The sequence below is a fragment of the Caldicellulosiruptor morganii genome (assembly GCF_026810225.1).
GTDB lineage: Bacteria > Bacillota > Thermoanaerobacteria > Caldicellulosiruptorales > Caldicellulosiruptoraceae > Caldicellulosiruptor > Caldicellulosiruptor morganii.
Genome location: NZ_CP113865.1, coordinates 2,102,537 through 2,118,689 on the forward strand (window position 1 = coordinate 2,102,537; position 16,153 = coordinate 2,118,689).

Annotated in this window: 13 protein-coding genes, 2 pseudogenes and 1 riboswitch; of the genes and pseudogenes, 4 read left to right on the forward strand and 11 right to left on the reverse strand. The window is 38.4% G+C overall.

From position 1 onward, the window contains the following. Positions 1-13: 13 nt before the first annotated feature. From OTK00_RS10520 to crcB (OTK00_RS10560), 9 genes and pseudogenes are all read right to left on the reverse strand, one after another. The gene (locus tag OTK00_RS10520) at positions 14-919 is read right to left on the reverse strand and encodes a carbohydrate ABC transporter permease (protein WP_045168866.1); all 906 of its coding nucleotides are present in this window, start codon (positions 917-919) and stop codon (positions 14-16) included. 31 nt (positions 920-950) lie between these two features. Beyond that, the gene (locus OTK00_RS10525; protein WP_045168865.1) at positions 951-1,892 is read right to left on the reverse strand and encodes an ABC transporter permease; all 942 of its coding nucleotides are present in this window, start codon (positions 1,890-1,892) and stop codon (positions 951-953) included. A 269-nt stretch (positions 1,893-2,161) separates the two neighbouring features. After that, a pseudogene (locus tag OTK00_RS10530) lies at positions 2,162-3,283 on the reverse strand (cellulase family glycosylhydrolase); the annotation flags it as partial. A 249-nt stretch (positions 3,284-3,532) separates the two neighbouring features. Beyond that, positions 3,533-5,320, reverse strand: coding sequence for an aspartate--tRNA ligase (gene aspS, locus OTK00_RS10535; RefSeq protein ID WP_082054599.1), 1,788 nt, complete (start codon positions 5,318-5,320; stop codon positions 3,533-3,535). A gap of 24 nt (positions 5,321-5,344) precedes the next feature. Continuing rightward, the gene (hisS, locus tag OTK00_RS10540; RefSeq protein ID WP_045168863.1) at positions 5,345-6,604 is read right to left on the reverse strand and encodes a histidine--tRNA ligase; all 1,260 of its coding nucleotides are present in this window, start codon (positions 6,602-6,604) and stop codon (positions 5,345-5,347) included. A gap of 196 nt (positions 6,605-6,800) precedes the next feature. Beyond that, a complete protein-coding gene (locus OTK00_RS10545; RefSeq protein WP_045168862.1) occupies positions 6,801-7,031 on the reverse strand; it encodes a type II toxin-antitoxin system MqsA family antitoxin in 231 nt (76 codons plus the stop codon). A gap of 3 nt (positions 7,032-7,034) precedes the next feature. After that, complete coding sequence (locus tag OTK00_RS10550; RefSeq protein WP_045168861.1) at positions 7,035-7,349, reverse strand: DUF4258 domain-containing protein; 315 nt, start codon at positions 7,347-7,349, stop codon at positions 7,035-7,037. A 104-nt stretch (positions 7,350-7,453) separates the two neighbouring features. Then, positions 7,454-7,810 (reverse strand): fluoride efflux transporter CrcB, encoded by a 357-nt coding sequence (gene crcB, locus OTK00_RS10555; RefSeq protein WP_045168860.1) that lies wholly within the window; start codon positions 7,808-7,810, stop codon positions 7,454-7,456. Next, positions 7,807-8,208 (reverse strand): fluoride efflux transporter CrcB, encoded by a 402-nt coding sequence (gene crcB, locus OTK00_RS10560; protein ID WP_045168859.1) that lies wholly within the window; start codon positions 8,206-8,208, stop codon positions 7,807-7,809. The genes crcB (OTK00_RS10555) and crcB (OTK00_RS10560) overlap by 4 nt, the downstream gene beginning before the upstream one ends. 99 nt (positions 8,209-8,307) lie before the next feature. Continuing rightward, positions 8,308-8,372, reverse strand: a riboswitch (Fluoride riboswitch). Positions 8,373-8,507: 135 nt separating this feature from the next. Between crcB (OTK00_RS10560) and OTK00_RS10565 the strand changes: the two genes are divergently transcribed. Next, positions 8,508-9,638: a DUF58 domain-containing protein gene (locus OTK00_RS10565; protein WP_045168858.1), complete on the forward strand. Its 1,131-nt coding sequence runs from the start codon at positions 8,508-8,510 to the stop codon at positions 9,636-9,638. A 46-nt stretch (positions 9,639-9,684) separates the two neighbouring features. Here OTK00_RS10565 and pulA read toward each other — a convergent pair whose 3' ends face one another. Then, positions 9,685-12,162 (reverse strand): type I pullulanase, encoded by a 2,478-nt coding sequence (gene pulA, locus OTK00_RS10570; RefSeq protein ID WP_045168857.1) that lies wholly within the window; start codon positions 12,160-12,162, stop codon positions 9,685-9,687. 220 nt (positions 12,163-12,382) lie between these two features. Between pulA and OTK00_RS10575 the strand changes: the two are divergent. The 3 genes and pseudogenes from OTK00_RS10575 to OTK00_RS10585 form a co-directional block, all read left to right on the forward strand. Further along, a pseudogene (locus OTK00_RS10575) lies at positions 12,383-12,604 on the forward strand (flavin reductase family protein); the annotation flags it as partial. Between the two features lie 240 nt (positions 12,605-12,844). Beyond that, on the forward strand, positions 12,845-14,122 hold the full coding sequence (iscB, locus tag OTK00_RS10580) for an RNA-guided endonuclease IscB (protein WP_045168856.1): 1,278 nt from the start codon (positions 12,845-12,847) through the stop codon (positions 14,120-14,122). Then, complete coding sequence (locus tag OTK00_RS10585) at positions 14,097-14,309, forward strand: hypothetical protein (RefSeq protein WP_241765448.1); 213 nt, start codon at positions 14,097-14,099, stop codon at positions 14,307-14,309. Before iscB ends, OTK00_RS10585 begins: the two co-directional genes overlap by 26 nt. A gap of 136 nt (positions 14,310-14,445) precedes the next feature. Here the strand turns inward: OTK00_RS10585 and OTK00_RS10590 are convergent, their stop codons facing one another. Continuing rightward, positions 14,446-15,690 carry an IS110 family RNA-guided transposase gene (locus OTK00_RS10590; protein WP_045168518.1) on the reverse strand — a complete coding sequence of 415 codons (1,245 nt, stop codon included), beginning with the start codon at positions 15,688-15,690 and terminating at the stop codon, positions 14,446-14,448. Positions 15,691-16,153 lie beyond the last annotated feature (463 nt).

Below are 16,153 nucleotides of genomic sequence, written 5' to 3' on the forward strand. Positions count from 1 at the left end.
GCCCTTTAGAGTCTTACCCTTTAATGGCACCTATGGTAAGACCTTTGACAAAGTATCGCTGGAAAAATGGGTAAGCCAGAATTATTGGACCTATTCCAAAAACTGCCATTGCCATTCTTGCTGACTCTGCCGGTATATCAGGTGGAATAGATGGACTCATTGCCAGTTTAGAAGCAATCTCAGCCAGATACTGGATCTTTTGCTGCACCCTGTACATCAAATATTGCAGATTGTACAGCTCTTCATTTTCAATCAACATAAATGGAAGCCACCAGTCGTTCCAGTACATTATTGCTGCAAACAGCGCTATTGTGGCAAGCCCTGGCTTTACAAGCGGAACGACTATTCTGAAAAATATTGTGAACTCTCCTGCACCATCAATTTTTGCCGATTCAATGATGGAGTCCGGCAGTGACATTGAAAGATATGTTCTGAAAATCAAAACATACCACATGTTCATAACATACGGGAGAATAAGAGCAAAGATTGTGTTTTTCAAATGCAGCACATTTACACAAACTATATACCATGGCACAAGCCCGGCGTTAATAAGCATTGTAAAAAAGCCAAAGAAGGTAAAAAACTTTCTATATTTGAAATCCTTCCTGAACAGCACATATGCATACATTGAAACTACTGCAACACACAGAAGTGTTCCCACAAGTGTTACAAATATGGTGATACCATATGCCCGTGCAACTGCAATCCCCTGACTCAGTACAAACTCATATGATTTTGTGCTGAATTTAACCGGTATTAGTCTGTAACCAACCTGTCGCATTGCCTCATCGTTGCTTAAAGATATCGCAATGACAGCCCAGAGAGGAAGCAAGCACAAAAGTGTTATAATCCAGAACACCACATGCAGTATTATCTCTGCCGGCAGTGATATTTGTAAAAACCTGCTCTTTGAATGCATATATCATCACGCCTTTCCACGTTATTGGTTGTTAAAAGAGCGCTTTTTCAGGATCAAGTCTTCGAACAATAAGATTTGAAGTCAAAACAAGTATAAATCCCATAATGGACTGGTAAAAACTTGCTGCCGAAGCCATTCCTATGTCATTCATTCCCATAAGTGTCCTGTACACATATGTATCAATGACGTTTGTAACATCATATAGCGCTCCGCTGTTCATGGGAAGCTGATAGAAAAGCCCAAAGTCTGCATAAAATATTCTTCCTATGCCAAGCAAAACAAGCACAACAACAAGCGGTGACAAAAGTGGAAATGTAATATGTCTTATTTGCTGCCATTTTGTTGCCCCATCTATGAGCGCTGCTTCATAGTATTCAGGATCAATACCTGTAATTGCAGCCAGATAAATAACCGCATTGTACCCTGTGTATTTCCAAAGATTTGCCAAAATAATTATCACAGGCCATGGCTTTGGCTCAACATACCATGCAATTGGCTCTATCCCGAGCTTCGGCAATACCAGTGTATTGAGTATCCCAAGGTCAACACTTAAAAACGCAAACGCCATGTAAGCAACAACAACCCATGATAAAAAATAGGGTAGAAACATTACCGACTGGTAGAACTTTGCCATAAACCTTGCCCTCATCTCACTCAGAGCAATTGCTGTTGCTATCGCAGCTAAATTGCCAAAAACAATGAATGCAAAGTTATACAAGAGAGTATTTCTTGTGATTACGAACGCATCCGGTGTTTTAAACAAAAATTCAAAGTTTTTAAAGCCAACCCATGGACTTTTTAAAATCCCCACATCGTAATGTACATCTTTAAATGCTATGATAAGTCCAAACAGTGGAAGGTAGGAAAAAGCAATTAGAAGAATTACCCCCGGCAGTGCCATTACAAATAAGGGAAAATTTTTGTCAAGTTCTTTAAAAAATTCACTTCGATAAGTGCGCTGATTGTTTTGCATACCATTTATTTCCCCTTTCCTTTACTCCGGCTATTTTTCCTGTTTTTAATGCTTAGATTTGCTTTTGATTATAGTTTACTAACACTTATAGCAAAAATGAATTAAATAAATTGCGCTCTTTTTGTTAAATCTTGATATATAAATTTGCATTATTTTGACCTGTTAAATGGCAAAATAGTATAATTGAGTTGTAATACAAAACAAAAAAGGAGCTATATTGAAATAGCTCCTCAGTTTTCTTCAAATAAATAAGTTTCTGCACGTGTTCATCTTTTTACCGGTTGATAGGGAATACCCTTAATTCTGCATCTTACATACTCACCTGAAATACTGAGCTCTTTAATTTCCCATTTTTTGTCATTCCCGGGGTCCAGGCTTGTTCCCTTTGACCTGCCCTGAATAGCCGGCAAAAATGCCGCAGATACCTCTTTTTTGTTTGATAAAGACCAGTTTACCCAGCTTATATTGTTTGCATTGAGGTACTCAAGCCACTTATCAGCTTCATCAAGATACGGTCCACCATCGCCGCTTGCCTCACTTGTTCCCCACTCTGTGACAAACACAGGTACACCTGCATCTATTGCCCTTTTTAAGTTTTCAAACACAATTCCATCTGCAAAATGCGTTCCTGCATAAAAGTGAAGAGAGTACATAACATTGCTGTCTTTTATCGGATCATCTATGGCAAAGTCCGGACGCTGGGACCAGTTTGGAGTCCCTACAATTATGAGATTTTTATTCCCCATAGATCTTAGCATCTTTATTATGGGCTCAGCATAAGCCTTTATTTTTTTCCACCCTTTTTCATCATTTGAAACTCCCGGCTCTGTTGGGTTTGGCTCATTACAAAGCTCATAGATAATGTGATAATCATTCGGGAATTTCCGGGCTATCTCTTTGAAAAATTCTTTTGCACCTCTGTAAACAGGTGCATTTGGGTCACCGGGATTTAAAACATGCCAGTCCACAATTACATACATGTCATTCTTAATTGCCAGTTTTATACCTTCGATAACCCTGTCTTTAATTTTGGGATTTGTAGCATATCCTCCTTCACCCACATACATTGCCAGTCGAATAACGTTGCATCCCCAGTCCCTGGAGAGAGCCGCAAATGCATTGGGGTTTATTATCTGACCAAACCATTGAAGTCCATGTGTACTCATACCACGAAGCTGAATGGGATTGCCTTTTTTATCAACCAGAATACTTTTCCTGTTTTTCTTTTGCACTCTTAGCATTCCTGCAACAGAAGGTTTTTTAACAGATGCATTCCCAAGCAGATGAGGATACTTTTGTTTTTCATATGGCACGGTTTTGGCTGAAATTGTAGCAAAACAACATGAAAACAAAAGCAGGAAAGCGGTAAAGCATGCAATTATCTTTCTCATACCTTTCCCCCTCTCTTTGCAAATCAAAATGTAATCAGTATCACACAAGATAAGTAAAACTATATTAGTAAAACTATATCAAATTCTTTATCAAAAGAGAAGTAAAAAATATATACTTTTATTGCAAAATTTTGACCTGAGAAGGGATACTTAGCCTGAAAAAACTCACAGAAAATATCCTTAATAAGATAAAAAGCTCACACCCTCTTTTTATCCCTGAACAAAAGAGTGTGAGCTTTTTCAGTATTCTTAGCCCTTTACAACATCCACTTTGATATGAAGCTCTCTTAACTGTTTTGGCTCAACCTCAGATGGTGCATCGGTAAGCGGGCATGAGGAATCTTTCACCTTCGGGAATGCAATTGTATCTCTTATCGAATCAAGCCCCAAAAGAAGCATACATAGCCTGTCAAAGCCATATGCAATCCCACCGTGCGGCGGTGTGCCATACTTGAATGCTTCAAGCAAAAATCCAAATCTGTCCTGAGCGCGCTCTTCAGTAAAACCAAGCGCCCTGAACATCCGCTTTTGCAGATCTGTTGAGTGAATTCTTATTGAGCCGCCACCAATCTCTGTGCCATTTAGAACAATGTCATATGCCTTTGACCTGACTCTTGCCGGGTCTGTCTCCAGAAAGTCTATATCCTCATCCATCGGCGATGTAAACGGATGGTGCTTTGCAACATACCTTCCCTCTTCCTCCGAGTATTCAAAAAGCGGAAACTCTGTCACCCATAATAGATTAAATTTTGTCTTATCAAGAAGGTTCAATTTTCTTGCAATCTCAAGCCTTAAATTCCCAAGAACATCAAATACAAGCTCATCTCTATCGGCTGAGAACAAAAGAAGATCTCCAACCTGGGCATCAAGTCTTTTTAGAATCTCATTTATCTCCTCTTCCTTCAAAAACTTAACAATTGGCGATTTCAAGCCATCGCTTTCCACTGCTATCCAGGCAAGCCCTTTTGCTCCAAAGTTTTTGGCATACTCCACAAGAGCGTCTATCTCACGTCTTGAAAATTTTTCGGCACACCCTTTTGCATTTATTGCCCTGACAGAGCCACCCTTGTTTGCTGCATCTGAAAAGACTTTGAACTCACAATTTTTTGCAATGTCAGTAAGATTGACAAGCTCCATGCCAAAACGTGTATCAGGCTTGTCTGAGCCAAACCTCTCCATTGCCTCTTTGTATGTCAGCCTGGGAAGAGGAAGTTTCAGGTCTATTCCAAGCATTTCTCTGAAAATTGTCTGAAGAAGCCTTTCGTTTATCTCAATAACATCATCAACATCAACAAAAGACATTTCTATATCAATCTGGGTAAACTCGGGCTGCCTGTCTGCACGCAGGTCTTCATCCCTGAAACACTTTACAATCTGAAAATACCTGTCAAATCCCGCTACCATAAGAAGCTGTTTGAAAAGCTGTGGCGATTGTGGCAGTGCAAAAAACTTGCCGGGAAAGATTCTACTTGGAACAAGATAGTCCCTTGCACCCTCGGGTGTTGACTTTGTGAGCATAGGCGTTTCTATTTCAACAAAGCCATTTTGGGACAGGAAGTTTCTCACAACCTGGTAAAGTTTGTGCCTGAACATGAGATTTCTTTGCATATCAGGTCTTCTGAGGTCAAGGTATCTGTATTTCAGCCTTACAGCTTCATTTACGTTTATCCCTTCTTCAATTGGGAATGGCGGTGTTTCTGACCTGCTGAATATCCTGAGCTCCTTTGCCCAAACCTCAACCTCACCGGTTTTGATTTTGGGATTTATGGTCTCAGGCGGTCTTTTCTCAACAATTCCCCTGACACCAATACAGTACTCACTTCTCAGTGAATCTGCCCTGTCCAAAAGCTCCTCGCCCATCTTCTCATCGAACACAACCTGAACAATTCCTGTTCTGTCCCGCAAATCCACAAATATTATACCGCCAAGGTCACGTCTTGTATCAACCCAGCCAGTCAGGACAACCTCTTTACCAACATCCTCAAGCGATACCTCACCGCAGTACTTGGTCCTTTTGAATCCCTTAATACTTTCCAAAAACATCACCCTCTTTGCAAAAGATTATATTTTGCTCTTTATATGCTCTGACAGTTTGTTTATCTCAACATACTCTTCAGCAGATGTTTTCATGTTCTTGAGCTTGCAAATACCCTTTGAAACTTCATCCTCTCCAATTATAACCGAAAACTCACATCCCATTTTATCGGCATACCTCATTTGAGCTTTAAGGCTTCTTGAAAGCTCTTCAATCACAGTCGAGATGCCAGCAGATCTCAAATCACGTGCAATCTCAAATGCCTTCTTTACTGCTAAATCCCCAAGGGTTGCTATAAAAACCTGCGGAACCTGCGGTTTTTGAGGAATCAAACCTTTCTGTGAAAGAAGCATTATAAGTCTCTCAACCCCGATCGCAAAACCAATGCCAGGTATGCTGCCTCCACCTATCTGCTCTATTAAGTTATCATACCTTCCCCCACCGCAGATTGCAAGCTTTTTGTCAGCAACCACGTCAACAATCTCAAAAACTGTTTTTGTATAGTAATCCAATCCTCTTACAATGTATAGATCAACTTTGTAACAAACTCCCGCAGCATCCAGATACCCTTTTAAAGCTTCAAAATGAGTTTTGCACTCATCACAGAGATACTCTATTGGTTTTGGAGCCTCTTTTGCAATCAGCCTGCAGCTATCTTCTTTGCAGTCCAAAATTCTCATCGGATTTTTATCAAGCCTTTGCCTGCATGTCTGACACAGGCTATCAATGTGATTTTGAAAATACTCTTTGAGCTTTGCAACATAATCCTTTCTGCAAACAGGACATCCTATGCTGTTTATGTTAACAACAATGCTGTCAAGCCCGAGAGATGCAAAGAAATTGTAGGATAGTGAAATAATCTCTGCATCTGTCACAGGTGATTTTGAACCAAAGTTTTCAATACCAAACTGATGAAATTCCCTGTACCTTCCACCCTGTGTGTTTTCATACCTGAATGCTGAGATAATGTAATAAAGTCGCTGTGGCATTGATCGTGAGGCAAAACCATGTTCAATGAACAGTCTTGCAACAGATGCAGTGCCCTCCGGACGCAATGTTATGCTTCTTCCACCTTTATCTAAAAAGGTGTACATCTCTTTTTGGACAATGTCGGTTGTCTCACCAACACCCCTGTGGAAAAGCTCTGTATATTCAAATGTTGGAAATCTTACTTCTTCATACCCGTAGAGCTTGCAGATCTGTCTGAATTTATCTTCAACATATTGCCAGATATAACTTTCTTCCGGCAGGACATCCTTTGTTCCTTTTGGTGCCTGGATTTTCATAAACAGCCTCTCCTTAAAGGTAATTTAATTTTGATTTTTTACAATATTTAAATTATATATTACCTGAGAAGAAAGTTTCAATCTCTAAAAAAACAAAAAGCTACAGAATGGTTAAAAACCTATATATCTCCTGTAGCTTTCTTGGTGTAATTTAAGCATCCAATCTTACAAGGGATAATCCAATTTTTGCAATTGTCTACGCAGCAACATCTGAATAGTTTGCTATAATTATCTCTGTTCTGGTTTTGAGAAGTTCATCCACTATCTTTTCAAGCTTAAGTGCTGTTTCATCATCAAGATAAGCTTCTCCGCATTGTCCACATACAAGGGCTGGAACGTTTTTTATAATCACAGTTTGGTTACCAACATCAACAATATGTTTAATCTTTCCTTCTTTCATTTCTGTTCTACACAATGGACACTTCATTTTTTATTTCCTCCTCGTCTTAAAATCATTCATCCATTCGTCCTCAGAAGGTAAATATGCAGTTATAAGCCATAAAAAACCATCCCCAACTGCACAGACTACATGAAGGGGTGAACCATTTTTAGGTATCCAAGATATTAAACAACTCGGATAAGGATAATCATTTTCATACTGCTCTATAATTTCACCTTTTAGGATACATTCTAGTACATTTTCCCTTGTTATATTTCTTTCTCTCATCCTCTGCAACATATGAGCACGCCATTTAATTTTTTTCTCATTTACGAATTTTCTTATTACTTCTATAGACAAAGGCATTATTGTTACTTCACACCCTGTTGGTTTTGTTGTATCTAAATAATATTCATTCTTGATTATACCACATTTTTATATCTTTTATATCTACTATCTTAACAAAAAAGCTAAATAACTCCCGCCAGCCAGATCCCTGCACCTGCTGCCAGTATGCCAAACACAACAGATAGGAACACATACAGAAAAGCCTTTCTATACTTTGATTTTTTTATGTACCTTGATGTCTCAAACATAAAAGTAGAGTATGTGGTAAATCCCCCGAGCAGGCCTGTTGTCAAAAACAGTTTGTATCCCTGTGGTAAATGCTTGGATGACAAAAAGCCTATGAAAAAGCACCCAGCTACGTTTATAAACATGGTTGATACCGGGTGCTCTCTTGCCATAACTTCCCTGAAAATCTTGGATACTATATATCTTAAAACTGCACCCACTACCCCGCCAAGTCCAACAATTAAAAGATTCATACCTCTTGAGCCACCTCTTCTTTTTGCCTTCTTGTTGCAACAAACTCTGCTGCCTCATACCCAAGCAGTGCTGCAAAAAGCCCGAGCAAAATTGAAAGCACAGGATATATAAAAGCAACTGCCGCCTCACCTTTTGAGATAAGCTTTACTATCTCAATTACAAATGTAGAAAAGGTCGTAAAGCTGCTTATAAAACCAGTTGTAATCATGTGGCGTAAAGAAGGTCTTATTTTTATATGATCAATAGTAATCTGTGCAACAAAGCACAAAACAAAACTTCCAAGCACGTTTATAAAAAGCGTTGCTACTGGAAAATCGGCTACATAAAGCTGTGAAATTAAGTATCTGCTTATTGCACCAAAAAATGCACCAACTGAAATTGCAGCAATGTTCTTCATCCTTCAGCCTCTCCCTTCTGTTTGTCAATCATTTTGTTCACAATTTTTCCCTATAAACAAAAAACTCCTACAAATATTACGCCTCTTCACAAAGACGCAATATCTGTAGGAGTCATCAGCCATCACTGGCATTTTGTTGGGCGGACTCCATCGCCCTGCTGGTTTTATTATAGCATGGAAAGCAGAATATGTTCAATGTCATTTTTCAACAAAAATTTTTGCAAAATTCTTTGTTTTGATATTCAATATTATAGTTTATAATAGAAATAATCAAAAATGAAAAGAGGTAATAAACTTAAATGGAAACGTTCTGGTTATTTTTGATATGCTCGCTGCTGTTCGCGTTGAACTTCTTTGTCACAAAAAGGTATGGGCTTAGCAATGTGGAGTATGAGATTTACTTTGAAGAGGAAAAAAGTGTAGAAGGACAGGAAATCTATATTGTGGAGAGAATTTACAATGGAAAGATTTTGCCTCTTCCATGGGTAAAATCCGAGTTTGAAATCTCTTCATCTTTCTGTATGGAAAACTCTAAAAACTACATTATTGGAGATAAACTGAGATATATCTCTATCTTTTTCCTGCTGCCATATCAGCAGATTGTAAGGCGTCATAAATTTGTAGTAGCAAAACGTGGTTTTTATAAACTGGATAGAATCTATCTTGTAACAGGCGATTTGTTTGGTCTGGCAACCGCTGATAGATGCTACTATGTAAATGATACTTTGACTGTATACCCTGCATTTCTGGATCTGCAAAAACATCTCATGCCCCGCTCAAGTTTGTTCGGCGAGACAATTGTCAAAAGACATTACTATGAAGACATCTTCCATTTTGCCGGAATAAGAGAGTATCAGAGCTATGATGCTTTTAACAGAATAAACTGGAATGCAACTGCAAAATACAATGTTCTTATGGTAAACAAATACGAATATACTTCATCCGGTGATGCAATCATTCTCCTGAATGTTCAAAGTTCGGAGTATGAAAGAAAAGAAGTTTTCAACAAAGATATCATAGAATTTGGAATAAAAATAGCAGCTTCGCTTGCAAATGAATGTTTAAAAGCATCAACCCCTGTGGGATTTGCTTCAAACTGTTTCGATGAAGAAACCGGTCTGCCTCTTGAGATTTTACTCCCCTCTCAAGATGCAAACCAGCTTCTAAAAGTGTGTGAAATACTGGCACATATCAAAATTCAGGCAAACCAATATTTTGAGGTTTTGCTGTATGATGTTTTAAGAACATACAACTTCAGAGAACTTTTCATAATTACATGTTTTATCAATAAAGAGATGGAAGAATGCATAAGACTTTATGCATCCCTTGGAATAAAATTTACACTGATTATGCTTGAACACAGCACAAAAGCCTTTGAGTTAGAATCAGAAAATGTAAGAGTATTCCTGGCAAAAGAAATCCTGAATTAAAGCATTCTGAAGTTCTTCCTGTTATTTTCCTGTTATTTTTTCTCATTTACTTCTGGTATGCAATGAAAAGACTCACAGGTGCAATTTCAAAACTACCTATTGCTTCTTTTTCACATGCATCCGGGAAAACAATGCCATCATTGGCTTTTATATACCATGTGCCTTCTGGAAGCTGCAAAACCTTTTTCTCTCTAAACGGATTGTAAGCAACAACTATCTTTTTCCATTCATCATACGGATATGCTATCAAAAAAGCAACAACTCCATCAGGTGCAGCAATAAACTTTAAATACTTTTTTATTTCACCGCTTGATTTCATCCTGAAAGCTATGTGCTTTCTTCTTAAGTTTATCAAATCACAGTAAAACCTGAAGGTATCAAAAAACTTTTCTTTTAAACTCCAGTCAATTTTGTTCAGGTCATCACCTGCATTGTATGTGTTTGGATGACCACCTTTGCTCCTGTTAAATTCCACACCGCCATGCAAAAACGCAATTCCCTGCGATGTGAGAACAATTGCACTGGCAAGCCTGGAGGCTCTGTCAATCCAGAATATATCTTCACCCACCATAGTTTTTTGAAGCTTGTCAAAAAGTGTCAGGTTGTCATGGCATGAAACATAGTTTACACATTCATCGGGTTCTTTTGCAAAGTCGTCAATTGCAGCTTTAATACCCTGCTTCAACCTTTCAACATCTGACAGATTGCCGTGGACATATCCTGTTCTGTAGCCGTCAAGGTCACCTCTTATTGCATCCCTGATTCTGTCATTGAAAAGTCCTATTGAATATCCCTGATGGCAGGTGGACAAAATGGTAGCCCTCTCCTCAATAAGGCAGAGGCTGTCGCCCATCACCCAGCCCTCACCGTAAATCAAGGCTTTGGGGTTTCGTTTTCGCACCTCTTTTGCAATCTGTCTCATTGTCTTTGAGTCAATAAGCCCCATAAGGTCAAACCTGAAACCATCTATGTGAAATTCCTCTGTCCAGTATATAATGGTGTCAAGAATGAATTTCCTCACCATGGGCTTTTCTGTTGCAAGTTCATTTCCGCATCCTGTTGCATTGGAATAATCCCCATAATCATCCACCCTGTAAAAATATTCAGGTACAATTTTGTCAAAGATAGAAAATTTTCCGCCTTTTGTATGGTATGTGTGGTTGAAAACCACATCCATTACAACCCCAATTCCATTTTCATGAAGCTTTTTTATCATAGATCTTAGTTCTTTCAATGCTTCTGTTCCACCACTTTTTGTTGAAAACCAGTATTCGGGGCACTGGTAGAGCACAGGATCATAGCCCCAGTTGTATTTCTTATCCGGGTTTTTATCATCAACACTTCCAAAATCTGATATTGGTAAAAGATGAACATGGGTTATTCCAAGCTCTTTTAGGTGCAAAAGCCCGGTGGAAATCTTTTCTTTGTAGTATCCCTCCTGACAAAAACCCAAAAACTTTCCTCTCAAAGTTTCATCAATTCCAGAGCTTTGGTCTATTGTAAAGTCTCTCACATGCATCTCGTAAATTATAGCGTCATTTTGTTTTTCAATATTATCAACAAAAGTATCAGCCTGCCAGCCGTCTATCATGGCATCTGCCGGGTCAAATATATGGCTTTTTCCGGAGTTTGAAGAAGATGCTTTCGAGTATGGGTCCGGGACGTGATATACAATATAACCCTCATCTTCTTTATAATCATGATGCCAGACTTCATAAAGATAAAAATAACCTTTCAGATCCCCGGTGAGGTAAATATTCCAGGTACCGTTTTCTGACCTTGCCATTTCCTTTTCAAACTTGAAATCTTCATGCTCATCAAAAACTTGAATTTTTACTTTATGAGCTGCTGGAGCCCACAGTCTAAAATATGTTCCATATGGTTCATATTTAAAACCCAGATCACCGGGGTAAAAGTACTCACTTGTTGACAGAATCTCTCGCGGACGTGCATATATATGCTCATTCTTATAGACCACTTTGTATTTCAAATTTGCAAATAGCTTCCTTGTGGTGGTAATTTTTATAATATTGGTAAATGCTGCTTCTCTATCGAAGTACTCGGTAATCTCAATATCATTCCCATATCCATGTGGATACCAGAATTTCCTGTCCGCTCCTTCTGCAAACTTAAATTTCTGTCCAATTTTAACATCTCTCAAATCTTTTATAAGTTCATATCTGCCTCTTAGCTTTGAGTACGAAAGCTCCCATTCAGGTGAGATGCTCCAGTTGTTCATATCCCCAACAACAAAAACCGATCTTGCCATGGGCTTTCTGTAAAAATCAAAATGCCCCTCTTTTAAAACAAATCTGATTTTCCCTTTCTGTTCGCATATCTCATAACCTCTTGCTTCTGCTTCAAATGGGTTTTCTGAATGTGGTATGAGTTTTTCTACCTTTTCGATCTTTATTTCCTGATCATCCCAAAAAACCTTAAAGTCATCTTTTTTAATTGAATGAACCATTTGATCAAGCACAACGTTTATCACGTTAAAGTCATCAATATACGCTCTCACTATCATCAAGCTCACCTAATTTCTTCTAAAATTTAGTTTAGATAATAATAAAAAGATTATTCTAATTCATCCTTCTCAATTTTTAATACCCCAAAAGCTTCGCTGAAAAAACAAAAACATTTAAATTGAAATGATTTGAAAACTAAAACTCATTGTAGTATATTTAAGTTTTAGAAAGCAATTGTAAATCTTAAGAATTCCAAAATTTCTACCGGGGTGATTTATCATGGCACATAAAATAGTCAGGATTGAAGACCTCAATATTAACCCTTTTACTTTGATTGGAAAAGAGTGGATGCTCATTACAGCAGGTAACATTGGCTCATTTAATACAATGACTGCAAGCTGGGGAGGTCTTGGCTATATTTGGGAAAGACCTGTTGCATTTTGTGTAATAAGACCACAGAGATTCACAAGAAAGTTTGTTGAAGAAAGTCAACTACCCACCACCTAAAGAGGTGGAGGCTTGGGGAGAGCCTAAGCCATAGTTGACTAGCCTCAGCCAGTGGAGAAATTTTAAGCGGGCTACGTTAGGCAAGTTAAGACACCCTGGGGTGCTGCTCAAGCTCCAGGCTCTGTCGCACAGGCTTAAACAGTCCTGAGGGGTAGGGATAAGTAGCCTGTGCATAGCAAGCCTGCCTAACATTGGCGATGAGCACCTTACTCCTAACAAGGAGGCTTACCGCACATGGTGTATGTTATCTCAAAAGAAGGCAAACCACTTATGCCAACAAAAAGACATGGTAAAGTCAGAAAACTTCTAAAACAAGGACTTGCAAAGGTAGTCAGACGTGAACCTTTCACAATTCAGTTGTTATACGATACCACTACTTATACACAACCTGTCACAGTAGGTGTAGATATAGGTTCAAAGGTAGCAGGGATATCAGCAATAACAGAAAAAGAAGAGGTGTTCAGTGCAGAAGTTGAACTCAGACAGGACATAAAGAAACTTTTGTTAGAGAGAAGGGAACTGCGAAGAGCCAGAAGATACCGCAAGACAAGGTATAGAAAGCCAAGGTTTCTGAATAGACGTAAACCTGAAGGATGGCTTGCACCAAGTTTGCAATGGAAAGTAGATGCTCATTTTAGATTTGTCAACTTTGTAGCTAAAATACTGCCTGTCACTAAAGTTGTAGTTGAGATAGCACTATTTGACATACACAAAGTAGTCAACCCTGAAGTGGAAGGCAAAGGGTATCAGGAAGGTCCACAAAAAGGTTTCTGGGATATAAGGGAATTCTGTTTATGGAGAGCTGGATATAAATCTGAACTGTCAGGTAAAAAAGGGGTATTGGAAGTTCATCATATTATTCCACAAAGCCAGGGTGGTCCAGATAATCCATCTAATCTGATTGTATTAACGGTTGAAGAGCACAAAGCAGTTCACGAAGGAAAATTAAAAATACCTGAAAGTAAGTTGGCAAAAGTTAAAATTTTCAAGGATGCAAGTCATGTATCAACAATAGGGTGGCATATAGTGAACAAGTTAAAACAACAATATGATGTTGAGATAACATATGGAAGTATTACTAAGCAGAAAAGGAAAGAGATAGAATTACAAAAAACGCACAGGAACGACGCATTTGTAATAGCAGGTGGCAATAAGAATATAAAAAGGGCTGATGAGTGGTACTTTGGCAAGTTTTTCAGAAGGCAAAATCGTTCTTTACACAAAACAAATCCGATTAAAGGTGGTAAAAGACCAGTTTCTACGATTAAAGAAGTAAAAGGTTTTAGGAAATTTGATAGGGTATTGTATAACGGACAGGTTGGGATAATTTATGGGTTAAGGAGTACAGGATATTTTGACATAAGGATTTTGTCAGGCGAAAAGATTCATTCATCAGCAAAGTGGAGTGATTTAAAACTTTTAGAGAAAGCAAAAACATTGATGTTAGAGAGGAGGGTACAGCGCACTTGTCTCCATCTTGCAGAAGATGGAGTCTCCTGCGCTGAAGTTTGATGAAGAATTCAAAACTGTGTTTTTTGATGAAGCCATGCTTGTTTTTATTTGTAAAAAGATTTATTTTCAGGATATTATCCCTGAAAATTTTCTGGACAAAGCCATTTACAATTTTTATTCTGCAGGGGACTATCACAGAATGTTTATAGGAGAGATTGTCAAAGTGCTAAAAAGACAAACGGTATAATGTCAAGGGGGTTTTTTAAAAAAATTTTTTAGATAATTAGGGCAAAAAAGGCAATAGAATACCGAGCCGCTCAGCCTGGAAAAATTTAACTGGCAGCTTGTTTTGAGAAGATTATTAAATTAAGAAATGGGATTAACTAAGTATTGTAAACATCACCTCTTTCTTGATATATTTGACCTTTGCTGAGCATTGCAAAGATCAGAGGAATTAATCGTCTTGCGGTGAGGACGAGGGCACGTTTATGCTGATGTTTGGTAACCTCTGAGAACTTCTTGTTGTAGAAGGCTTTATAACGGACTGTGTGCACCCTAACACAGTTAGCAGCCTCAACAAGATAGTATCTCAGGTATTGGTTACCACACTTAGCCAATGAGGTTTCCTGGGCATTGAAATTGCCTGATTGGTATTGAGTCCAAACAAGGCCGGAGTATTTAGCTAAAGCAGCTTCATTTTTGAAGCGCTTGATATCACCGATTTCAGCGATGATGCCGGCTGCAAGAACATCTCCTATGCCAGGGATGGTGGTCAAGGTTTGGGAGAAAGCTTTAAGAAGTTTTGAGATTTCTTTGTCGAGTTTTTTAAGTTGTTCTTGCATAAATCTAATGTTTTCAAGAGTCATAGACAAAGCTAAGTCATTTGCCTCAGCCAACAGAGGATGTAATCTGTATGAACGATTAGCAGCGGTTTTAAGTATTTCAGCGATTTTATTGACATCTGATAATCTGTTGTTGCCGTTGTCAGATACAAATTTAATTAAATCTTCTAAAGGCATGGAAGCAATATCATCTGGGGTGAAGTTTTCGATGATAGCGCAAGATGCCTTACCGAAGATATCAGAAAATGGGCAGTCTTGAGAATAAGTGGAGAATTTAAGGTATATGAGATTGAGAGCTCTGTTTTTTTCGCGAGTTAGATTATGAACAAGGTGATAGCGCATTCTGGTAAGGCGTTGTAGTGCAGCATATTTGAAGTCAGGCAAAGGTGTTGGATTTAGCTTACTGAACCTGACGCATTCAGCAATAACGACAGCGTCGATGTTATCTGTTTTAGGCAAGAAAGTGTAGATCTTTTTAAATCCTTTGACGATGCTTGGGTTGAGCACGTAAAAGGTTGGTTTGTAAGGTAGTAATTCAGAAGAGGAAGCAAGATACAAATGCAGATGCCAACCGTAATGTGAAGTTGCTTCCATGCCGAATTTAACGTAGGACAGATTATACTGGCTGAGGCAGTCAATGACTCTTTTGATTAATTCATTAGCACCTTCTTGATCGTTAGGCAAGGAAAAGGGTTTTTTAATCAAGTGATTTCCGGCATCATCGATGAAGAAGATAGAATTTGACTGACTACTGATATCAATGCCCACGATTAAAGTATTTGGCAATTTAAAGGCCTCCTTTCTAAAGTGTGTGGTGTTAGAAAAAAGTTTTGCCCTTTATCCCTGGGGATTACATGTAATGCAGCCTCGCCGATATTAGAGCTACGGAGCAGTTTACAGGGTGCACACATCTGACATGCTCAAATCAGATGTGGTAAACTGACCGTGCACAGCAAACGAGTAAACATTACTCATGTAATCCTTTGGGGTTCAGTCTTTCTCAAGCTGTGGCGTGCAGATATCAAAGCACGTCCAGCAGGAGGTGGTCAAAAAATATCCAAATAAACTAAATCAGGCTTAAACTTTTTCTGATATTAGTTTACCAGAGATAAAGGGCAAATTTAAACTGTAGCAGTCAATTTTAATATTCAATTTTTTAAGAAGTGAATGTGTTAAGAAAAGCTTTGTTATCAAGGTCAGTTTCCAGTAATCAATTGGTACTAATAATTTAATGTACCAATTGAGATAT